This is a genomic window from Chamaesiphon sp. VAR_48_metabat_403 (assembly GCF_031422475.1).
Taxonomy (GTDB): Bacteria; Cyanobacteriota; Cyanobacteriia; order Cyanobacteriales; family Chamaesiphonaceae; genus Chamaesiphon.
On sequence record NZ_JANPLS010000097.1, the window covers coordinates 1 to 22,885 of the forward strand.

At 46.6% G+C, this 22,885-nt stretch carries 18 protein-coding genes and 1 pseudogene; 8 read left to right on the top strand and 11 right to left on the bottom strand.

Annotated elements, in window-relative coordinates; all coding sequences use genetic code 11:
- The 6 genes from RMO79_RS04980 to RMO79_RS05005 form a co-directional block, all read right to left on the bottom strand.
- A partial coding sequence (locus RMO79_RS04980; RefSeq protein ID WP_310481952.1) for an ATP-binding protein occupies nt 1-2,276 on the bottom strand: 2,276 nt, incomplete at its 3' end.
- Between the two features lie 127 nt (nt 2,277-2,403).
- Nucleotides 2,404-2,781 (bottom strand): four helix bundle protein, encoded by a 378-nt coding sequence (locus RMO79_RS04985; protein ID WP_310481953.1) that lies wholly within the window; start codon nt 2,779-2,781, stop codon nt 2,404-2,406.
- Between the two features lie 47 nt (nt 2,782-2,828).
- The gene (locus tag RMO79_RS04990; RefSeq protein ID WP_310481954.1) at nt 2,829-4,646 is read right to left on the bottom strand and encodes a methyl-accepting chemotaxis protein; all 1,818 of its coding nucleotides are present in this window, start codon (nt 4,644-4,646) and stop codon (nt 2,829-2,831) included.
- Nucleotides 4,647-4,804: 158 nt separating this feature from the next.
- Nucleotides 4,805-6,589, bottom strand: coding sequence for a methyl-accepting chemotaxis protein (locus RMO79_RS04995; RefSeq protein WP_310481955.1), 1,785 nt, complete (start codon nt 6,587-6,589; stop codon nt 4,805-4,807).
- Between the two features lie 140 nt (nt 6,590-6,729).
- A complete protein-coding gene (locus RMO79_RS05000) occupies nt 6,730-7,767 on the bottom strand; it encodes a chemotaxis protein CheW (RefSeq protein ID WP_310481956.1) in 1,038 nt (345 codons plus the stop codon).
- Between the two features lie 42 nt (nt 7,768-7,809).
- Nucleotides 7,810-8,997, bottom strand: a complete 1,188-nt coding sequence (locus RMO79_RS05005) for a response regulator (protein ID WP_310481957.1) — start codon at nt 8,995-8,997, stop codon at nt 7,810-7,812.
- Nucleotides 8,998-9,361: 364 nt separating this feature from the next.
- Here RMO79_RS05005 and hisB point away from each other — a divergent pair, with 364 nt between their 5' ends.
- Entirely contained in the window at nt 9,362-9,955 is a 594-nt protein-coding gene (hisB, locus tag RMO79_RS05010) for an imidazoleglycerol-phosphate dehydratase HisB (protein WP_295616126.1), read from the top strand.
- Between the two features lie 115 nt (nt 9,956-10,070).
- On the opposite strand, the gene clpB is transcribed toward hisB, so the two are convergent.
- Nucleotides 10,071-12,809, bottom strand: a complete 2,739-nt coding sequence (clpB, locus tag RMO79_RS05015; protein WP_310481958.1) for an ATP-dependent chaperone ClpB — start codon at nt 12,807-12,809, stop codon at nt 10,071-10,073.
- A 108-nt stretch (nt 12,810-12,917) separates the two neighbouring features.
- Between clpB and RMO79_RS05020 the strand changes: the two genes are divergently transcribed.
- Both RMO79_RS05020 and RMO79_RS05025 read left to right on the top strand, forming a co-directional pair.
- On the top strand, nt 12,918-13,064 hold the full coding sequence (locus RMO79_RS05020; RefSeq protein ID WP_310481959.1) for a hypothetical protein: 147 nt from the start codon (nt 12,918-12,920) through the stop codon (nt 13,062-13,064).
- A gap of 65 nt (nt 13,065-13,129) precedes the next feature.
- The gene (locus tag RMO79_RS05025; protein ID WP_310481960.1) at nt 13,130-14,158 is read left to right on the top strand and encodes a glucokinase; all 1,029 of its coding nucleotides are present in this window, start codon (nt 13,130-13,132) and stop codon (nt 14,156-14,158) included.
- Between the two features lie 2 nt (nt 14,159-14,160).
- Here the strand turns inward: RMO79_RS05025 and RMO79_RS05030 are convergent, their stop codons facing one another.
- Nucleotides 14,161-14,328, bottom strand: a complete 168-nt coding sequence (locus RMO79_RS05030; RefSeq protein ID WP_310481961.1) for a hypothetical protein — start codon at nt 14,326-14,328, stop codon at nt 14,161-14,163.
- Nucleotides 14,329-14,507: 179 nt separating this feature from the next.
- On the opposite strand from RMO79_RS05030, the gene RMO79_RS05035 reads away from it, so the two are divergent.
- Nucleotides 14,508-14,840, top strand: coding sequence for a DUF1815 family protein (locus tag RMO79_RS05035; RefSeq protein WP_310481962.1), 333 nt, complete (start codon nt 14,508-14,510; stop codon nt 14,838-14,840).
- Here RMO79_RS05035 and tsaB read toward each other — a convergent pair.
- Entirely contained in the window at nt 14,837-15,472 is a 636-nt protein-coding gene (tsaB, locus tag RMO79_RS05040; RefSeq protein WP_310481963.1) for a tRNA (adenosine(37)-N6)-threonylcarbamoyltransferase complex dimerization subunit type 1 TsaB, read from the bottom strand. The two genes, RMO79_RS05035 and tsaB, sit on opposite strands and share 4 nt — an antisense overlap.
- 175 nt (nt 15,473-15,647) lie before the next feature.
- Between tsaB and RMO79_RS05045 the strand changes: the two genes are divergently transcribed.
- The 3 genes from RMO79_RS05045 to RMO79_RS05055 all read left to right on the top strand — a co-directional run bounded on the left by RMO79_RS05045 (nt 15,648) and on the right by RMO79_RS05055 (nt 20,895).
- Nucleotides 15,648-17,570, top strand: a complete 1,923-nt coding sequence (locus tag RMO79_RS05045; RefSeq protein ID WP_310481964.1) for a tetratricopeptide repeat protein — start codon at nt 15,648-15,650, stop codon at nt 17,568-17,570.
- 98 nt (nt 17,571-17,668) lie between these two features.
- Nucleotides 17,669-18,124, top strand: a complete 456-nt coding sequence (locus tag RMO79_RS05050) for a DUF3592 domain-containing protein (protein ID WP_310481965.1) — start codon at nt 17,669-17,671, stop codon at nt 18,122-18,124.
- 269 nt (nt 18,125-18,393) lie between these two features.
- A complete protein-coding gene (locus RMO79_RS05055; RefSeq protein ID WP_310481966.1) occupies nt 18,394-20,895 on the top strand; it encodes an ATP-dependent Clp protease ATP-binding subunit in 2,502 nt (833 codons plus the stop codon).
- A 160-nt stretch (nt 20,896-21,055) separates the two neighbouring features.
- Here RMO79_RS05055 and RMO79_RS05060 read toward each other — a convergent pair whose 3' ends face one another.
- Nucleotides 21,056-21,619, bottom strand: a complete 564-nt coding sequence (locus RMO79_RS05060) for a hypothetical protein (protein WP_310481967.1) — start codon at nt 21,617-21,619, stop codon at nt 21,056-21,058.
- 95 nt (nt 21,620-21,714) lie between these two features.
- On the opposite strand from RMO79_RS05060, the gene RMO79_RS05065 reads away from it, so the two are divergent.
- Complete coding sequence (locus tag RMO79_RS05065; protein ID WP_310481968.1) at nt 21,715-22,380, top strand: DUF305 domain-containing protein; 666 nt, start codon at nt 21,715-21,717, stop codon at nt 22,378-22,380.
- 20 nt (nt 22,381-22,400) lie between these two features.
- On the opposite strand, the pseudogene RMO79_RS05070 reads toward RMO79_RS05065, so the two are convergent.
- Nucleotides 22,401-22,885 (bottom strand): annotated as a pseudogene (locus RMO79_RS05070) (AarF/ABC1/UbiB kinase family protein); the annotation flags it as partial.

Genomic DNA, 22,885 nt, shown 5'->3' on the forward strand with positions numbered 1-22,885 from the left:
GCCAGTTGTTGTCGCCCCGATTGGAGCAACAGACAGGCGATCGAATTAGGCGTACGGTTAATTTCGCCGGGGGAATTAGGCGCGATTGCCGGGAGATCTAGCAGATCTGCCAACCAAGCGACAGTAATCGTCCGTCCGTCGATTTGGGTGGTGGGAACGCCACCGAGGGCGAAAATTTCCGCCTTGTTGACGAGCAACATCCGATCGACAAACTCCACGGGGATGGCATAACGCCGATCGCGGACATCGACCATCATTACTTGCGAACTGCCGATCGCGTGACTGATGCAGATGCGGAACGTACACCCGCGATCGGGTAACGATTCCACTTCCACCGAACCTTTAATGCGTTCGATATTCGTCCGAACGATATCTAAGCCGACACCGCGCCCAGACAGCTCGGTGACCCGCGCACGCGTCGAAAAGCCAGAGGCAAAGATCAGCGATTGAATCCGATCGACGCTCATCTGGTCTAATTCTGCACTGGTATATAAACCGCGCTTAATAGCAGTGGCTTTAATCCGTTGTACGTCCAACCCCCGCCCATCGTCAAGGATCTCGATCGTGGTTTGGTTGCCCACCTGTTTGACCTGAATCATTAAGGTTGCAGCCCCAAATTTATGGCTCTGCTGGCGTTCTGCTGGCGTTTCAAGGCCATGATCGATCGCATTTCGTAAAATATGCATCAACGGATCTTTAATCTCTTCTAAGAGCCGTTTATCGAGGAGCAGGTCGCCACCTTCGATCGTGAAGTTAATTTCTTTCGCTTGGGTTTTGGCTAAGTCTCTCACCATCCGAGGATAGAGATTGAAAATAGTCGAAAATGGTAGCAACCGCAGCTTTTTCACGCCCGATTCTAGTGCGGATGTAATTAGATCGAGCCTAGAGCTATCGGCATCGATCGATTTTTTGAACTTGCTAATTAACGCACCCATTTGCTCCCATTGGTGTTCGTTGCGCTGCAATTGCCGATGGATCGGGGATTGGGCGGGGATTTGGTTGAGCATGGTTTGGATCTGTTGAAGATCGCGGGTGCCATTTTCCCAAAGTTCGAGCAGTAGTTCGAGATCGGTTAACCTACCGACAATCTGTTGGTTGATCACGTTAATTTCCCCAGATTGCCCCATTAAAGCGTCTAATTGCTTCGCTTCGACCCTAATTGTATCGATTTGGTACTCAGTTACCCGATCGGTTGCGGCTGGTGCAATTGGAGCAACTGGGACGACTGGAGTAGAATCTGGTACCGGGACTGGTGCGGGTACAACGTTAGCTTCTGGAAACAGCGATGACTCGTGAAAAGCTAAATCGTCGGCGGTAGGCACCAACATGTTGTCAAAAGTATCAAACACATCATTATCCTCATCCTCACTCACCAACTTGGCAAGTTCGTCTCGATCTGAAGTGAGGATAAAATCATCATCTAGGCTAAACAAAGATCGATCGGCATCCGTCAGATCGAGACTAGCGGTAGAATGTGCGGTACTAGATGGGAATGGTAAATCGCCAAATTCTAGATCGAGCGAATCGAGACTAGCGGCTGACTGTGTGGTATTGGGCAACAGGGTAAAATCGCCAAAATCAGTACCGCGATCCAATTGCGGTAACGTCGAATCTGAGGGAAATAGTTCGGCGGCGAGATCTAAGAAATTTGTCTGAAGTTGCGATGGGGCAAGTGGATTTAATGCTGCATCGTCACCCCAAGGTAGCCGATCTAGCTCAGAAATCGGTAAAATTGGCAATCGATCGTCTTCATGTACCCAGACATCTTTGGGCGTATTAAACACAGCTTCTTCATCAGAGAGCGTTACCCATCCAAACGATTGAGAGTCATCATCTAGATCTGCGGAAATTGGTGCTGGGGTTTCTAAACGACCGATCGTCGGCATTTGGAGAGCTTCACCATCACCCATCAGGGTTGCCAGCGTGTAAAACATATTCACATCATTAGCTTCGCCCGTCACGGCGGTATGGGCTAACTTCTTAATGCTATCGAGTCCAGCATACAACCGATCGCACAACTCATCGGTCATCCTCGCCCCACCTTTTTCAAGCGGCATCAGGCATTCTTCAATCTGGTGGACGAGGGTTTCCACATCCTCTACCCCCAACATCCGCGAGTCACCCTTGAGCGTATGTGCAGAACGCAGCAATTCTTTCAGGGGAGCCACATCTTGCGGTTGTTTTTCCAACAGCATCAATGCCGATTCGATCGCCTGAATGTGTTCTGTGGCGGAGGTTTTGTATAGTCCTCGGAGTTCTTCATCGTCGATGTACATGGAATTAGGGGATAGGGGATAGGGGATAGGGGTTAGGGGTTAGGGGTTAGGGGTTAGGTTAGATATTTATTTAGGCTAGGTATTGACGCTCTGTGCGCTTTCTTTCCTATTCCCTATCCCCTATCCCCTATCCCCTATTCTCTAACTTTGCTCTGAGGGCTTTTTGTAACCCTCGAATGGTTTTACTCGTCTCTGTTAATAATGCTAAAACTGTCTCCAAATCATCTTTGTTTATATATTTCAAGCGATAAGACAATAAAATCTGAGTTTCGAGTTCGCAAATAGATCCAAAGGAGATAGCAATAAACTGTAAAAACTCTTTAGTGGAATTTCTGCCATGTCCTTCTGCCAAATTAGAGGGGATGGAAACCGCCGAGCGGCGGATTTGACTGGTAATCCCGTAAGTTTCCGACTTAGGAAAAGAATCAGTCAGAATATAAATACGTTCTGCCAAATCCATTCCTAATTGCCAAACTCTTAATTCGCGAAAACTACTAATACTCATCTAAGCTTCTCCCTATCCCCTATTCCCTATTCCCTATTCCCTATTCCCTAGACCACTGCTGCTTTCAGCTCATCCGCTACCTGGTTTAACTCTCTAGTGGTCATCTTCACTTGGTGCATACCGACGGCACTTTCTTGAGATCCTTGCGAGATCATTGTCATCGAACTGAGTACCTGTTGGATCGATACGGCTTGTTGCTTGGCACTGGTAGAAATTTGTTGAGAGTTCAAGAATACGTTGTTTACCGCATCTGTTACCCCGGCAAAAGTTACAGCGGTCGATCGGGCTAAATCAATCCCTTCGTTTACAGTTTTGGTACCTTCATCGGTTACCATTACCGTCCGGTTAATTGCTGTTTGAATATCTTCAGCTAGGGCGTTAATTTTATCGGCGGATTTTTTACTTTGGTCGGCTAATTTCCGAATTTCATCGGCAACTACGCTAAAGCCTCGACCTTGTTCGCCAGCACGAGCAGCTTCTACAGCGGCGTTGAGTGCGAGCATATTGGTTTGACTTGCCAAATCTGCCACGAGGTCGGAAACGATCGTAATTTGTCCGGTTTGTTCGCTGAGATTGACGATCTGATTGGCGATCGCATCTACTTTTTCGCGGAGTCCATTCATCCCTTGGAGCGTTTGTTGTACCGATCGAGTTCCATCTTCTGAGAGCGATAAAGCTTGCCGCGCACCATTGGCTGAAGCTTCAGCTTGAGCGGCAGATTGGAAGGAAATTGCCCCCAGTTCGTTAACCGTTTTACTAGTATCGATCGCAGAATTGGCTTGCATGTTTACAGTGACTTCTTGTGATTCTACCGTTTCGACGATCGCTTCGGAAGAATTCACGATCGAGTCAGCTAGTTGTTGGATAAACTTGGTGACGCGGTTACCTAATAACAGCGATAACCCCAATGTCGTCGAACCTGCGACTAATACCCCAATCAGAATTACGTATAGAATTGCGTTTTCTTTAGCTTCGATAACGCTCATTTTTTTAGCAACTGCTACCGACAGGTTGAGTGGTACTAAATCTCGACCTTCGGTGATGTTTATAAATGTTACTAAGTGTCGTTTGTGGTCTGTTTCAGTAGCAGAATTCTCATCGATAACAGTGGCTGGTTTATCGCTATCTTTTAAACGATCGTAACTAGGGAAAATTGTATTTACTCCCAACCCTACATCCTCAACTTCCGCTGCGAGGACAAATTTATTAGTGGTTTTATCGATAACGTGCCATTCATTATCGTTACCACCGTAATCTGCGGCAATGGTGGCGAGTGCATTAACTGGCATTCGCGCTCGGACGATCGCCACAATATTGCCAGTTATGCTGTCTCTAACTGGAGCGGCAATGTAAATAGCGACTTGTTTGCTAGTTTTAGAAGTTGAAATTTTACTAATATAAGATTTACCAGTTTTTAGTGCAGCTTGAAAATATTCTCGATCGGCATGATTTTCGCGATTACTATTTTTAGAAGCAGAGATGACATTACCATTAACATCAATAACCATTAAGCTGTCATAAAATTTATATCGATCGATATAATCATTCAAGAATTTATCCTTTTGAGCGGGAGTCTGACTCTGAAAAATCTTGGCATCTTTGAACAACGGTAAATCGACAAGTGTTTGCATATCTTTACCCCGCAAGACGATAAATCGAGATAATGCAGCTTCTAAACCTACCATCAGTGACTGTTGATCGGCTTTTTCTGTAGTTCTAAGATTGTTTTGCGATACTAAATATGCGAGTCCACCTACCCCAATTACAGGTAAAAGTGAGAGCGATACCGCTACCGAAATTGCCTTAGTTTTGAATGAGATGTTCGCGAATTTGGATTGAAGATTACTGGTGAAGTTGGAGAGCATAATAGGTATTAGGAGGTATTAGGTGTTAGGTGTTAACGGTTAAGTGTTAGAGGTTAAGGGTTATTAGAGGTTAGAGGTTGAGAGTTATTAGAGGTTAGGTATTTTAGCCCTAAAGCCTAAAACCTAAAACCTAAAGCCTAAAGCCTAAAGCCTAATCCCTAGCTCACCGCTGCTTGCAATTCATCAGCAACTTGGTTGAGTTCGTTGGTGAAAGTCTTGACTTTGTGCATACCTACAGCACTTTCTTGAGAACCTTGAGAAATGATTGTCATGGCATCTAGTACTTGTTGAATGGCGGTGGCTTGACGGGTAGTACTAGCAGAAATCTGTTGAGAGTTGAGGAAGACATTGCTGACAGCATCGGTTACGCCGATAAAGGTAGTTGCAGTCTGTTCGGCAACTTGAATGCCATCGGTGGCTGTTTTGGTGCCTAAATCTGTGACCGCTACAGTACGATCGATCGCTGTTTGAATATTGGTGGCAAGGTTATTAATCTTTTGAGCGGATTTTTTACTTTCGTCGGCGAGTTTCCGAATTTCGCCCGCAACTACGCCGAATCCTTTCCCTTGTTCGCCAGCTCGTGCGGCTTCTACAGCGGCTTTGAGTGCGAGCATGTTGGTTTGTTTTGCCAAGTCCGAAACCAAGTTAGAAATATTGGTAATTTGTCCGGTTTGTTCGCCGAGATTGACGATTTGCGTTGCAATCTCGTTAACACGATCGCGTAATTCGGACATTTCTCGAATGGTACGTTGTACCGATTGGGTACCTTCTTCGGCAAGCGAGAGTGCCTGTTTTGCTCCTGTAGCTGAAGAGGCGGCTTGTTGGGCGGTTTCGGTAGAAATAGTTTCTAGTTCATTGACGCTATTTGTGGTCGCGATTGCAGAGTTGGCTTGTTGATTGACTGCAATTTCTTGAGTTTGGACGCTATCGACGATTTCACTGGTAGAATTACTAATTGTTTCGATCGCTCGTTTAATATATCTAGCAACTCGATCGGAAACTAAAGTCGATAAGCCGATGGCGACACCAACCATCACGCCAGTCCCAGCTAGAATGGTCAGCAACAGTCCTTTAACTTCTAAAAAGGCGGTATCGTTATCGACCGCGACAATTGCCGTCCAGGGTAATTCTGGCAGACCTGTTAATTTAGTAAATGGAGCCGCGCTCAAAAGTTCGATGCGATTATCGGTTGCGGTACGTTGGAAGGGAATTAAGCCTGCGGTCGTTCGAGCCTGCAACATTTCTGGAGTTTCCGATCGATTTTTATATGCATCGTGAGAACTAATAAAAATCTTATTAGTGTTACGGTTGATAATATAAAAATTTTCAGTTTTGGTGGCAAAATCTTGAAGTGGACTTGTCAACCTGTCGATCGGCGATCTCGTTCGGGCGACCCCAATAATCTGACCTGTTACTAAATCCCTAATCGGCGCGGCGAAGTGCAGTACTAATTTGCCGCTACTTGTAGAGATTGATGGCTCAGAAATGACTGTTTTACCAGTCTTTAAAACCTCTTGAAAATACTTGAGATCGGCATGGTTAGATAATTTCTCGCCCCGATTTTGAGCGATCGAGTTGCCTTTGAGATCGAAAATTGCGATACTATCATAGACTTGATAGCTGGTAATAAACTGGTTTAATAGCTTAGTTTTAGTTGCCTCTGAAGCGACTGTTACTAGTTTAGCATCGGCAAAAACTGGTAGCGATGCTAAAATTTCGACATCGCCATATCGCTCAAAAATAAAGCGATTTAATTTGTCTGCAACTGCTTGCGCTCGCGCCTTTTGGCTGCCGACTTCTTGCTGTTCGCTGGTGTTGCGTACCTGAAGATAGTTAATCGTTCCGATGGCTAAAATTGGCGTAATGCCCACGGCAATAGCAATTGCGGTTGCCCTAGTTCTAAAAGATAGATTACGTATATTCGTCCACAGATTGGTTGACATAAAATTTAGGAGTGAATTGGGCGATCGGGGATGAATTAAAATATAAATATCTAGACTTAGTGGGTAGCGAATAGTGGTTTTTATAGCATGAGTGAATTTGCAATGAATTGTATTTTAAATAACTAGTTTAGATAATAAAATTAGACAGTAGTAGGTAAAAATTCTCGTTCTAGTAACTCCTGAAGCTTGACTAGATACATCAAACTATCTTGATATGCAGTCATCCCTAACATATAGGTACGCATTCCCGATCCTTTGGCAAGTGGAAGCTGTTCGATGCGTTCGGTTGTGATGTAAAAAACGTCAAAAATCCGATCGACAGCGATGCCAATTTTGATACCATCTTTGAGTTCCACTACTACTAGTTCCTGACGGGGGAGTGCGGGAATTTGCAGCACCGAGCCGAGTTCGACTACTGGTAGAATTTGCCCGCGCCAGTTGATTTGTCCTAGAATATATGTAGGTGCAACTGGTACGAATGAAACTGCAAATCGATCGAGGGCATCGACATCGACGATTAATTCTAGTGGGAACCCAATATAGTCGGTGCCGATTTGGACGACTAATACACCTTGCTCGACACTGACGCTCTGAGCTTGAACGATCGAGGTTTTGAGCTGGAGCGCACGGGTGGCAAAAGTAGCCCGATCTGCGACAGTAGCATTGGGGCAACACCGACGATAAAAATCTAGATCGGCTCCACTAACTACTGGTGCTGAGTTATCGGGATCGGCGACAACATCTGGCTCGCGGATCGCTCGATCGAGATCGAGACAAATTACTGGCTGCTCGTTACGTTGAGCGATCCCGGTAATAAAGTTTTGATTCTCAATGGGATTAGAACTGCGAGCTTGAATCAGAGCCAAATCGATCGGGACGATTTCGAGCGTTTGCACGTCAAATACCTCATGAGCGACAATGCCCATGTAGGTACCTTGAAACTCTACAACAATGACTCGATCTGAAATATTACAGCCCGAAAAACCTTTACCAAATCGCAAATCTAGATGCATAACTGGCACCATTCGCGATCGCCAATTAAAGATACCGAGAATATCTACTGGAGCGGTAGCTAATGAGTTTAACTCAGGCAACCAACAGATTTCGCGAACAAAATTGGCACTAATTCCATACAGCGATCCGTGTAAACCAAAGATGAGGTTTTGCTGCTCTGACATGATGTTTGTATTATGTATTAGTTGCCATAAATCTGTGACTTATCATTGAATATGCCCACCTTTGGTATATTGATTAACAATTGCGATCAATTTTTCATCATTTAAAGGTTTAGTGAGATATTCCGTCGCTCCCACCATTTCTGCCAACGCCCGATCGTAACTTTTGTCTTTAGCTGTAAGCATGATAATTGGCAGTTGAGTAAACTTACTCATCCGCCGCAAAGTCTGACATAGCTCGATCCCATCGATTCCAGGCATTGTTACATCTAACAACAATAAATCCACAGGTTGTCGCGCCAATAAATGTAAAGCACTCATCGCATCATTGGCGAGTAACACTTCAAACTGCTCTCCCAATGCCCGCTTAATTCGGGTTTGGACGATCGGACTATCATCTACAGATAGCACGATTGGCAATTCTGGCGGCGCGACTGACTCTAACGAAAGATCGATCGGCTGTTGACAATGCATCCAACCCATTTGTACCCACTGCGCGTAAGATCGCGCCACCTGGAGCGGATCGCGATCGAGTACCGTAGCAATATCGGCGATCGTTCTTTGCCCATCAAACCACTTCCGAGAGTGTTGTTCGATCGCAACTTCCGAAATTTTTGCCAACATTGCTGGAGTTGGCGGTAACGGTACTGCGGCAATACCCGGAATTAAATTAGTAATTTTACTCCAATATTGCTGGCGAGTATTAACTGTCATCATCAATTGATTCCAGTTCAAACCATGACCATCCGTACCATGATAAAAATCGATTTCTGTCTGCGGACTGAATCGATATTTACCTGCAAAACTAATCGCTTGTTCGAGCGTATATACAACTTGTCCCTGTGCCCAAGTATCGATCTGCTCCCATGTTAATACTTGCCTTTGTACCAAAAATACCAATAGTTCTCGACTCGAATGGGGGTAAACTAATTGCTGAATCAGCCAACCCTCGATCGATTGCGAATATTCTGGCTTGTGCTTTTGAACCAGCGTTCTAATTAAAACGCCGCGATCGATTAACTTACTACCACCGTAGGTAATTTCACCCTTATACCAAATCAAGACTCGCTGCCAACATTTACCAGGTTGTACCTCAACTTCTAACTGTAAAGTGCCACTCACCTGCTCTTGTCGAAAAGATTCGATCGTGCGTGCGAGATCTTGTGCTTGATAGGGAATTAATGGCAATGTTTCCCCTGGTACCAAGACATCACCCATAGACATTCCACTCATCTACCGATTCCGTTGCATCTGAAGATTATCTTTCTTATTATTCCCAAATCTCGATCGGAAATAGCAGGGACTGGGAGACGGGGAGACGGGGGGACTGGGAGCGAAAAGTGCGTTCTTGGGCTTTGCCCAAGTGAAGCACCTTTTCAAGAGAGAATGGGAGACTGGGAGACTGGGAAATGGGCGATAATGATACAATGCATGTACTAGGGTATACGTAGTAAAGCATTATCGTAATGTAGTTCGTCTCGACCTCTAGATAGTTACTTTTTAATTAACCCAACTTGCTACATATTTAAAAGATTGCCAGTCACCCAGTCCCCCCGTCCCCCAGTCTCCCCCTCTCCCAGTCCCCCTCCCTCCTCTTATGACAAAACGCACTGCCACAGTTCATCGCAAAACGGGTGAGACTGATGTTACCGTAACGATCGATCTTGATGGTACGGGCATCTGTCGCGCGCAGACTGGGATTCCTTTTCTCGATCACATGCTGCATCAAATTTCTTCGCATGGCTTATTCGATCTGCATATTACCGCCACAGGCGATCTCGAAATCGACGATCACCATACTAATGAAGATGTCGGTATTACGCTAGGCATGGCTTTAGCGCAAGCGTTAGGCGATCGTAAGGGCATTGTGAGGTTCGGGCATTTTGTTGCACCTCTAGACGAAGCCTTGGTGCAAATCGCGCTCGATTTTTCCGGTCGTCCGCACCTCAGTTATGGCCTAGAAATTCCTACCCAGCGCGTCGGTACTTACGATACTCAATTAGTCCGCGAATTTTTTGTAGCGGTTGTCAACCACAGTCTGATGACATTGCACATTCGCCAGTTGGATGGCATTAATTCCCATCACATCATCGAGGCTACTTTTAAAGCTTTCGCCAGAGCGATGCGAATGGCAACCGAGCCAGATCTGCGCCGGATGGGTACCATTCCAAGTTCTAAAGGTGTGCTTTAAAAATTAGGGTGCGTTACCCCGTAAGCATAACGCACCGTCCATACTCGATTGGATGAGGGTTGGGGTGGGGTAAAGAACTACGCATCATCTCCAATAGATTTACGCGTGCATAATTCTAACTCTCTACAGTAACTGTCGGTAAAATAACTTCGGGAATTATGACCGGGGTTGATTTTTTGGGAATAACTTTATGTGGCTTAGTACCAAAAATTAAGGAGCGATTTTCTACGCCAGATCCGCTGTCGAGACAATCGACAAAAATTGTATCGCCTGCTCCGAAAGTAGTTTCTAAAATTTTAGTCGCGATCGGGTTTTGTAATTCGCGTTGAATCGCCCGCTTTAACGGTCTAGCACCATAAATCGGATCGTAACCGACATCGGCGAGATAATCTTGGGCGGCGGTTGAGAGTTGAATCTTGATTTTTTGATCTGATAACATTTGCTCGATTCGATGAATTTGAATCGTGACAATTTGCCGAAGTTCGGTTTTTTTGAGCGGTTCAAAAATAGTTAATTCGTCAATTCGCTGGATAAATTCAGGTCGAAAATGCGTGCGGAGCGTGTTGGTAACTTGCTCTCGCAAATCGTTGGTTTGGGTATTGTCGCGATGGGGATTGAGTAAGGTTGTAATAATTTGGTCGCTGGCAATATTACTAGTCATCACGATGACTGTATTGCAAAAGCTGACAGTTTTACCTTTAGAATCGGTAATTCTGCCGTCGTCTAAGACTTGCAGGAGGATGTTAAAGACATCGGGATGGGCTTTTTCAACTTCATCGAATAATACGACTGAATAGGGGCGACGGCGCACGGCTTCGGTGAGTTGTCCGCCATCTTCATGTCCCACGTATCCTGGTGGAGCACCAATCAGGCGAGAAACGGCGTGTTTTTCCATATATTCCGACATATCCAACCGCACCATTGCTTCGTCGCTGTCGAACAGAAATTCGGCTAGCGCGCGGGCGAGTTCGGTTTTACCGACACCTGTCGGCCCCATAAATAGGAACGATCCGATCGGACGATGGGGATCTTGCATCCCCGCACGGGCGCGGCGAATTGCGGCTGAGACAGCACTCACAGCCTCGTGTTGCCCGATCACCCGGTTGTGGAGGTGGGATTCGAGTTGGAGTAGTTTCTGGCGTTCTGAGGCGAGCAGACGGTTGACTGGGATGCCCGTCCATTTGGCGACGATTTCGGCGATATCATTATCTGAGACTTGTTCTCGTAGCAGGGTAGAACCTTGGACTTGGACTGCGGCGAGTTCGGCTTCTTTGACTTCGCGCTCTTGTTGAAGTTTTTCAAGGTTGCCGTATTTGAGTTGGGCGGCGGTATTGAGATCGTAAGCGCGTTCGGCTTGCTCGATTTGCACGCGGATGCGATCTTCTTGCTCTTTGAGGCTTTTAATCCCGTCGAGCAGTTGTTTTTCACCTTGCCATTGATTGGTGAGTTCGTCTTGTTTGACTTTGAGGGTGGCAATTTCGGCATCGATTTTTTCGAGCCGTCCCTGAGTGGGATGGTAGCTATCGCTGCTAAGGTTTTCGCCCTGGAGGGACAGTTTTTCCATCTCTAATTGCATCGCCCGTCGATCGATCGATTCTAATTCGGCGGGTTTGGAGGTAATCTCCATTTTCAGTTTAGCAGCAGCTTCATCGACGAGATCGATCGCTTTATCGGGCAAAAATCGATCGGCAATATAGCGACTGGATAACGTCGCAGCAGCAACTAGAGCGGAATCGCTGATTTTCACACCGTGGTGGACTTCATAACGTTCTTTCAATCCCCGCAAGATCGAGACGGTATCTTCGACGGTGGGTTCGTTGACTTGGACGGGCTGAAATCGGCGTTCTAGGGCGGGATCTTTTTCAATATACTTGCGATATTCATCGATCGTGGTGGCACCGATACAGCGCAGTTCGCCCCGTGCGAGCATCGGTTTGAGCAGGTTGCTAGCATCCATCGCGCCTTGATTTCCCCCCGCCCCGACGACGGTATGGAGTTCATCGATAAATAACACGATCTGCCCAGCCGATTCGGTAACTTCTTTAAGTACGGAGCGCAAGCGTTCTTCAAATTCGCCTCTGAGTTTGGCACCTGCAATCAGGCTGCCCATGTCGAGGGAAATTAAGGTGCGATCTTTAAGCGATTCGGGTACGTCGCCATTGACGATCCGTTGGGCTAATCCTTCGGCGATGGCGGTTTTACCGACACCTGGTTCGCCGATTAAGATCGGGTTATTTTTTTGACGGCGCGATAGTACCTGAACTACCCGCTTAATTTCTTCATCGCGACCGATGACTGGATCCATTTTCCCCGCTCTGGCGGCTTCGGTGAGATCTTTACCGTATTTGGGCAATGCTTCGCCGCTAGTTTCGGGTGCTTGACTGGTAGCGGTACTAGCTTTGGGTGCAGTTGCCGTCGTCCGAATCTGTTTGATGGCAGCTTCTAATTGAGATCGATCGAAATTAAATGGTTTGAGCAATCGCCGCCCGACCCGATCGTCTTCACTCAAGGCTAAAATCAGATGGTCTACGCCAATTACTTTATCTTGCCCGCTTTCTCTGGCAGCTTCGGCGCGATCGAGCAATACATCTAGCCCTCGCCCCAGATATAAGTCTACAACACGATCTAATTTCGGCTGACGAGCTGTAAATTCTTGTAATTGCCGCGCCAATTGTTCGACATCTACCCCCACGCGCGCGAGAATTTTTGGGGCTAAATCTTGCTGTTCTAACAACGAAATTGCCACATGTTCGACTTCTAAATTCTGATTGGAAGATCTCCTGGCGACATCCTGTGACTTGATAATTGCATCCCAGGCTGGGTCGGTAAATTTGGTAGGATCTGTAGGCTGCATGTCTGGGGGATTTAGGGAGTAGTCCGATCTTGTTCGTTTAGTATATCAAGGAAGTTCGATTTGGTGGCGGTGCCATTACCAATGAGCATTCCCACATGTTAAACTTCTATGTCGAAATCTCGATCGAATCTGGCGATCGTACTAATATATTGTACAGATTCAATCTCTGCTTTTGATGTCTCTAGTTTCCACCAGCAGCGGCACAAAGCAGCAGCAAGATCTTCACTGCTGGCGATCCGACTGAATATCGATTAGGCTTTGCCTACGCTAAACGAACGACTTTATCTATTGTATCGCTGTACCGATCGGGTTCCCAAGACATGAAATACTTCCTTGCTGGCGATATCGGTGGAACTAAAACGCTGTTGCGACTAGACCACCCCAGATCGACGATGGTAGATCCGGTCTTCGTTAAATCGCATTCCAGCCAAGCATATCCCAGCCTGGTGGAGATCGTTACAGAATTTATAGCAGCAGCTCAAACCCAGCTCGGAATGGAGATCGAGATCGAGAGTGCTTGCTTAGGAATTGCTGGAGCGGTCATCGATGGAGCCTCATACTTGCCAAATCTCGACTGGCACATTAATGCCGATGGGTTAGCGCAAGCACTCCAGATCCCCAATCTCAAATTGATTAATGACTTTACCGCGATCGGGTATGGTATTACTCAATTGCGATCGGCAGATTTCCAAACCCTCCAAACCGGGTCGCCGCGTCCTAACGCCCCGATCGCGATTATTGGAGCTGGGACGGGACTAGGACAAGGTTTTCTGGTGCATAACGGCACTGACTACCAAGTCATGCCCACCGAAGGCGGACATGCAGATTTTGCCGCTCGATCGACTCAAGAATTTGAATTGTCTCGATACATTTGTCGGCAGAAACAGCTCGATCGAATTTCTAACGAGCGCGTTATTTCTGGTGCTGGTATCGTAGCTATTTATCAATTTCTGCGCGATACTAGCAATCTGTCCGAAAATCCCGATCTGGCTAATGTAGTCAGACTCTGGGAGTCTGCTCCCGAAACAGCAGTCGATCCGGCTGGTAAGATTTCGGCACTGGCGATCGCCAAAACCGACCCTCTCGCCCAAGCTACAATGCAAATGTTTGTATCGTTATATGGTGCCGAAGCTGGCAATCTCGCGCTCAGAACGTTGCCCTACGGCGGATTATTCGTTGCTGGCGGCATCGCTGCCAAAAATCTACCCCTAATTGCCGATGGCACATTTCTCAATGCGTTCGATCGTAAAGGTAGAGTCAGCAACTTATTAACTCACATTCCCGTCCATGTAGTTCTCAATCCCCAAGTCGGTTTGCTCGGTGCTGTCGCCCAAGCTGCTTGCTTGTAACTCTAAATCCGATCGGTTGTAAACCTACTGTTTACCAGCGTACCCAGATCGCGACCGAACGATTCGGTTGAGTGATTACCGTACAATCTGCGACAGTTTTTCTTAGATAATGCTGTCACAATCTCAAATAATCCGACTGTGAGTGCGCCGATCTCGCCCGCAATTGCCAAGATAATGACAGCAATGCCAGTCTTAAAGCTACTTTTAGAGTTTTACCCAACCGCGAATCTGCGGGGAGATTAGCAAATCTGTAGTAAAATGTCTTAAAGTATTAAGATTGTCAATGAGAAAAACATTAAAAAATAATAAAGGTTATACTTAGTTCAAGTGGTGCTAATAAAGGAGAGCTATGTTTCTTAGACTAGCAAATCAACATCAAGAATTTGTTAAAGACTTAGTGATGAGCCTTCAGGCTCTGGCTACGGTTTTGGAGCGGCGCGGTTATGAGGCGGCGTGCTATACATGCGGAGATCGCATGAACAGTGCTAACTTTATGGTGAGTTTGGCAGACAATCATTTAATTCGGTTTTTGGTATCCGATTATGGAATTACCTGGACGGAACTACGCGACGATCGCGAATTAATGAAGTTAGAAGGCGCAGAAGCCATCGCGCAACTTCAAGAACTCGCCGATTTGCTCAAAATTGGCATTCAGACCGACGATCGCGTGTTGATTGGCTAGTCTTTACCAATCTTAGAGTTAATAACTGGGTGTTGCCCGTAAAAAGGTAATGCTGTAGACCAGTGCGGACGTTCGCCGCGATCGAACGCCATCCGTGCTAGGGCGAGTACGCCGACTACCGTATCGCTGAGATTCGCCGATTGAGGGATAACGTGGTGATGTGTGGGTTGGTACTGAGCTAATTCAATTTCCCAATCGGGAGCTGAAAAAACTGTTTCTGGCAAAATTGCCTGCAAATTTCGATCGTCGTTACTAATACTATAAACTGCGGCAAAAACTTCTCCCCGTTGGGCGGGCATCGATACAGCTAACAAACCGACTTGCGGGGATTGCCATGCTACCGCCGCTAAACTAGAAATCGCAAATACGGGTAGATTTAATTGTTGCCCTAAAGTCCGAGCGGTGACTGCGCCCAAGCGGGTGCCAGTAAAGCCGCCGGGGCCATTAGCCACCGCAATCCACCCCAGATCTTGCCAGGTGTGGGGGCGCATAAAGTCGCGCAGATAAGGATGGAGATAATTAGATGTATCTCTGCCTAAATCCCATGTTTGGCACCGGACATCTTCGGCATTGCTACCAATTGCTAAACCGAGTGCGGGGCTGCTGGTGTGTAGGGCGAGACCGTGTTTCATGGGCGTGGGGCGTGAGGAGTAAGGAGTGGGGGATTCAGATCTCGAAACGAAGCCCTACAGATTTGCGTGTACACCATCGCTCCATCGAGTGTAGAATACATCAAATCGAAACCATGATAATTGAGAAAGGTTTAGGATAGCAGAAACACATTTGCAAGGGATCGGATCGATAACTATGACTGCTGCTGATGCTGGATCTCATTCTAACGCCGATCCTGGGGCAAAATCGTTGCGCGAACGCTATCTTCTGACGATCGAAGAAATCACGACGCGGATTTTGACAGGCAAACAGGTGATTTCTAAAGAGTATATCTATCAAATTTTAGTCGAGCAAATCGAACTGGGGACGAGCGAAATTTTTGAAGGGTGTCTGAGCGAGACAGTGCAAGGAGTAGAACGCACTATTGCCAGTCAACCCGATGAGGTCAAACAAGCTAAATTAAAGCACAAGCTCAATGCACTCGCTTGGATTCAGACGGCTTTAGGGACGCTCCAAGACGAACGCCAAGCCGTAGCGGTAGTCAATGCAACGATCGATCGAGTTGTCAGTGCCCCAGCTCCCGAACGATTGAATATCTTACTTCAAGCACTCGATCCCAATCAAGAACATAAATTAGATCGCGCTCAGATTCAACTGATCGTTAAATTGTTGCAATCGGTCGCAAATATCCGACTCGAACCCGCAGACTTCGAGCAATTACGCCAATTATCGCTCGGACTCGATCGGGGTTTGAAAGTATTACCAGCTTTAGAACCCCATTTGGTCAGTTGGATTTATGAGAGCGGGCAACAAATTGGTTTTGGTGGAGCCACAGAGAGCGGCCCCTGGTCGCTGTGGGCGAGTCAAATCGAGCGACCGTTAATTCAGGCATTATTTACCACGATTGGTCGTCAGCAGTCTGTTTCCGATGTTTCCGCTACAAAATCGAGTGGTGATGAAGGCGAATGGACGGAACTGGCGATCGTGCTGCAAAGCATTCAGCTTGCGCTAGTATCTTGGTTCGACGGACAAATGTACGATCGCGCTTGGGGGCAGCGGATGGCGTTTAGCACGCTAATTACCTTTGCGGCGATTTGGTGCGAGTTGGCAAATGGGGTCGGTAGAGCGACGGGGATTAATAGCAGTCATCGGGAAGCGATTGCTAAAGCTTGTTTTCAGGTGACTTTACAAATTCTCAGAAGTGCCGCGCAACGTCCGAATTTTCCCTTATATGGGGGAATTTTTGCCGCATTTACAGGCGAAACCCTCCGCGATACCCTCTCTTATTTCGATCTCCCGCTCAAGCAGGTGGCAGGAACTCAGGAGAAGGGCAGATTATTAACTATTTTAGGTTATTCGCAGCGATCGCTAGGACAGATCGATCGAGCCGTCGAACTTCATCAAGAAGCCCTAGAAATTGCCAACCGTGCAGGAGATCGTCCTTGTGAAATTGCCAATCTCAACCATCTGAGCCGGATGAGTATCGGTCAAAAAGATTATCAGCAGGCGATTAGTTTCAGTCAGCGCGCCCTAATTTTAGCCAGACAGACGGGCGATAAATTGGGCGAAGCTAATGCCCTGACTAATGTGGGCTACTCGGAAGTATTAGCCGCACACGCCCTCGATATTATGGATGAGGATGTTTACGAACAGAATATCAGTTATCTCGATCGAGGATTGAAACTTGCCGAAACTCTAGAGGATAACCAGAGTTTAGCATTGGGGTATCATAGCCTGGGACTGGCTTACCTGACCATCCAACAGCCCGAAAAAGCGATCGAGTACCTTCAACAAGGTACCAAAGCCGCTCAAGCTGTGGGCGATTTATACCTCCAAGGATTGAATCTTACCTACCTCGCTGAGGCGCACCATAGCCTAGCCAAAAACAAAACTGCGGTTTTTTATAGCTGCTTGGCAATGTATCAATTACACCAAATCGGTGCCAAAGAATGGCGACAGAGCGCGAGTTTGGCAACCATTTTGCAAGGACGACTCGGAGCGGAGGAGTTTCAAGCCATCCTAGTCCAGTATCGCCCGAATTTAATTCCGGCGATCGGTGTCGATGGCTACGATTATTTACCGCAATTGCTCCTCAAATATCTAGATGGTGGAGCTTAATTGCTGCTGAATCGGGACGTGAATCGTTGTTAAATACAGTGCCCGATATTGGCTAATGCTATGTTAACGTCATATTGTCTTGGAAAGTAGTTTGCTTTATGTCCGATCCACAAGATTATCGATTAAGACTCAAAGAAATTATCTGGAAAGACCTTACTGCCTTATGGGCAGCTATTTTTTTAGGTGTCACCTCGTTCGCTACCTTTCTATCAAGTACTACAGGAGTAATGATTGTTGGCAGAGGATCGAGATCTTCTACTTTGAACTCTGGATCGTACATCACGGTCGGCATCGTGCTTGCGGGGATTTGTGCCGCGATCTTGGCATATAGAATCGCTGTGCTCTGGCGTTTTTGTCAGCATGTCATCGAAGTCGATGGTTATGTGACTGCTGTGGTTGTTGAAGCAGGTGGTGTCAATCATACTTACGAATATCAGATCGGCCCAGAAACATATACCAGAACCTTTTTGCGTAAGCGTCAGTACCAGAAAGGAGCAAGAATCCTAGTTTATGTGAATCCGTCAAGACCTCATCAACCAATAGTTGGCGAATAAGATCTAGAAACCTGACGATTATTTACGGCAATTGCTCGATCGATATCTACATGGTGAAGGTTTATAGCGAACACTCCAAATGTAAAAAGTAGCGTTACAAATACAGCAATCTATCCTTAGAAGTATCTTAGTGGCAACCGATCCCCCTCCCCCCACAGATAGTCGTTATTACCGAACCCGATCGGCTAAATAAGTATTCCCAATCGCTAAATTTACTGTGTTAAGATTTAATGACACAGGATATAAGCAGCAGGGGATGGAAAACAGCCATGTTTGAACGCTTTACAGAAAAAGCCATTAAAGTAATCATGCTGGCCCAGGAAGAAGCACGTCGCCTGGGGCACAATTTCGTCGGTACCGAACAAATCCTCTTGGGATTAATTGGTGAAGGTACTGGCGTAGCAGCGAAAGTCTTGAAATCGATGGGGATCAACCTCAAAGATGCACGGATCGAAGTTGAGAAAATTATCGGACGTGGTTCGGGTTTCGTCGCCGTTGAAATCCCCTTTACCCCCAGAGCGAAACGCGTTCTAGAACTTTCGTTAGAAGAAGCTCGGCAACTGGGACATAATTATATCGGCACCGAACATTTACTCCTCGGTTTGATCCGCGAAGGTGAAGGTGTCGCCGCCAGAGTTCTCGAAAATCTGGGTGTGGACTTAACCAAAGTTCGGACTCAAGTAATTCGGATGCTCGGTGAAACCTCCGACGGCGGTGTAGCTACAGCTCCCGGATCGAGACCTGGTGGGAATAAAACGCCGACACTCGATGAGTTTGGTTCTAACCTCACTCAAATGGCACATGACGGTAAATTAGATCCCGTTGTCGGACGCGCCAAAGAAATCGAACGCGTGATCCAAATCCTCGGTCGCCGGACGAAAAATAATCCCGTCCTCATTGGCGAACCTGGTGTCGGTAAAACCGCTATCGCTGAAGGTTTGGCACAACGGATCGCCAACCAGGATATCCCCGATATCCTCGAAGATAAACGCGTTGTCACCCTCGACATCGGTTTACTCGTCGCAGGTACCAAATATCGTGGTGAATTTGAGGAACGCCTCAAAAAAATCATGGATGAAATCCGCCAAGCAGGTAACGTCATCCTGGTAATCGATGAAGTCCACACCCTAATCGGTGCTGGTGCTGCGGAAGGTGCCATCGATGCTGCGAATATCCTCAAACCCGCTCTAGCACGGGGTGAGCTGCAATGTATCGGTGCGACCACGCTCGATGAGTACCGCAAACATATCGAACGCGATGCGGCTCTAGAACGTCGGTTCCAACCAGTTATGGTCGGCGAACCTAGTGTAGACGAAACGATCGAAATTTTACACGGTCTGCGCGAACGCTACGAACAGCACCACAAACTGAAAATTACCGATCTCGCACTAGATGCTGCGGCAAAACTAGCCGATCGCTATATCTCCGATCGGTTCTTACCCGACAAAGCGATCGATTTAATGGACGAAGCTGGCTCCCGCGTGCGCTTACTCAATTCCCAACTCCCCGCTGCGGCAAAAGAATTGGATAAAGAATTGCGGAAAGTCCTCAAAGAAAAAGATGAAGCCGTTCGCTCGCAAGACTTTGATAAAGCAGGTGCCCTTAAAGACCGCGAAATCGAAATCAAAACCGAGATTAAAACGATCGCCCAAACCAAGAAAGCTGCCGATGAGACTGAAGATCGCGTGATGCCCGAAGTCACCGAAGAAGACATCGCGCACATCGTTGCTTCCTGGACAGGCGTACCAGTCAGCAAATTAACCGAATCTGAGTCGGTCAAACTGCTAAATATGGAAGAAACCCTCCATCAGCGGTTAATCGGTCAAGAAGAGGCTGTGAAGGCTGTCTCCCGTGCAATTCGTCGCGCTCGTGTAGGATTAAAGAATCCTAACCGTCCGATCGCCAGTTTCATCTTCTCCGGCCCGACTGGAGTTGGTAAAACCGAGTTAACTAAAGCTCTGGCGAACTACTTCTTCGGTTCCGAAGATTCGATGATCCGCTTGGATATGTCTGAGTATATGGAGCGTCACACCGTCTCCAAACTGATCGGTTCGCCTCCAGGTTACGTCGGCTACAGCGAAGGCGGTCAACTCACCGAAGCCGTCCGTCGTAAGCCTTACACCGTAGTACTATTCGATGAAATCGAGAAAGCGCACCCCGACATCTTTAATATGCTGTTGCAGATTTTAGAAGACGGTCGCCTCACCGATGCCAAAGGACGCACGGTAGACTTCAAAAACACCATGATCATCCTCACCTCGAACGTGGGTTCCAAGGTGATCGAGAAAGGTGGTGGCGGTCTAGGTTTCGAGTTCTCAGACAACAAAACCGAAGCAACTTACAACCGCATCCGCACGTTGGTAAACGAAGAACTGAAGAACTACTTCCGTCCTGAATTCCTCAACCGTCTGGACGAAATCATCGTCTTCCAACAGCTCACCAAGCCGGAAGTCAAAGAGATCGCCGACATTATGCTCAAAGATCTCTTCGGTCGCCTGACAGATCAAGGCATCAAACTCGAAGTTACCGACCGATTTAAAGATCGTCTCATCGATGAGGGATACAACCCTGCTTACGGCGCACGTCCGCTCCGTCGGGCAATTATGCGCCTGTTAGAAGATATCCTCGCTGAGGAAATGCTCTCAGGTCGCCTCAAAGATGGTGATACTTCGATCGTCGATATCGGTGAAGATGGTAAAGCAATTGTTTCTCCCAAACAAGATATTCTTGCTAAAGCAGCACCCGATTTATTAGCACCAGTGGGCGAATAATCGAGTCGATTAAATAAAAAAGGCATACTATTTAGTATGCCTTTTTTTATTGGCATAGCCCAAATTTTACCTGCCGATCGATACAGCACTTTCCACCTTCATGAGGTATGGTGTGGTATTTCCCCGCTCCCCCCTTTCTAAACTAATACCATCCAGATAGCTATTTCGCAGCATTCACAACACAAACTTGTTTCAACATCTTTTGACTGACGGGACTATCTGCTTTCACCGAAAAATATTGCGGCCAATAATCTATATAGCTAGTAGCAGTCCTCCAGCTTGGATTTGCAGCCAGATTTCTACCATTGCAAGCTGTCGTGTAAGCATGTCTTTTGCGTCCACCAATATTGTAGTTAAACAAAACTACCTTTTGCATGGGAATTTTATCTGTCTCTGTCCCATCTCGCCCTTCCATATTAATCTTGTCGTTTGTAGGCATCGTTCCCGATTGGATGCTAGCCAGATCTAATTGCAGTCGTTCGTCACCAATCTTACCAACGCCAATCCATTTTTGCGATCGATCTTGAGCGACGACCGGATTGGCAAACATCGGGACGATCGCGGTCATAATAGTACAGAATAATGTGCAGGAAATAGAGCGCATAAATTTCTCTTTAGACGATCGATAGTTATTATTGGATACACTTTTTACACGATAAGTTCCAGAATTTTGACTGTAAAAAATAAATGAGATCGCCAGATCGTTGGCAAACCGATCTGCCATTCAATTTGGGTAGATGAAGGTTGTCAATATCGATATTTATTTCATCTTCATTTCATCTAACCCTACTAAAATAGGATTAAAATAATAATTAAATTATGAGTACCAAACATAAATTATTCGTACCGATCGCGATCGTCGTAGGTACGATGGGAATTGGTTCGATCGCGATTGCAGGATTGAATATGCATCGTAACTCCAATTTGCCAATCGCCCAAAAACATGATGGCATGAATCATAGCGGGATGAGTCATAATATGGATGTCGGCCCTGCTGATGCTAACTACGATCTGCGCTTTGTCGATAGTATGATTCCCCATCACCAGGGGGCATTAGTGATGGCTCAAGAAGTCATTCAAAAATCGAAACGTCCCGAACTAGTGAAGTTTGCCAAAGCGATTATTAGCGAACAGCAAAAAGAAATTGCCCAGATGCAACAGTGGCGCAAACAATGGTATCCCAAAGCATCGGCAACGCCAATGATGTGGCATTCGGAAATGAATCATCAAATGGCAATGACCGCCGAATATAAGCAGTCGATGATGATGAGTATGTCTTTAGGCGCGGCGGATGCTGGCTTCGATCTCAGGTTTCTCAATGCCATGATTCCCCATCATCAAGGTGCGGTGACAATGGCAAAAGATTCATTGAAGAAATCTACTCGTCCGCAGCTTCAAAAACTGGCTCGAAGTATCCTTGTTTCTCAACAATCGGAAATCGATCGGATGACGCAATGGCGGCAGAAATGGTATGGTGGTAAGTAATTTGGGTTGAAGTTGGGAAACTATAATAAGTTTCCAGACCTAATAATTTTGACAATCAGCCATAACCCTAGAATACTGGCAGCCCCGAATAATACATTACTGAGTAATTGCAATTCGGGCGTTTGGGCGTTAGCCGAAACGATTGCCGCTCCGACGATGAGCGAACCGACTACCGTACTAAAAGAACGCCGATTGGCGGCATCATCGACACTATTTTGCAGACCGTCTAAATTTTGAATCGTGATATTTAGCTTTAATGTTTCCGAGCTAAATCGATCGAGTAAAAATGCTAATTGGCGGGGCGATTGAAGTGAGAGATTTTTTAATTCTAAGCCCGTGCGGAGTAGCGATTGTAACGGATCGTCACCTAAAAGTTGCCGTTGAAACATATCGGTCATTAACGGGCGTACTTCTTCAAACAAGTTAATTTCGGGATTGAATTGTCGCCCGACACCTTCGAGATTGGCGAGTGATTTGGCAAATAAGCCGATATTACTCGGCCACC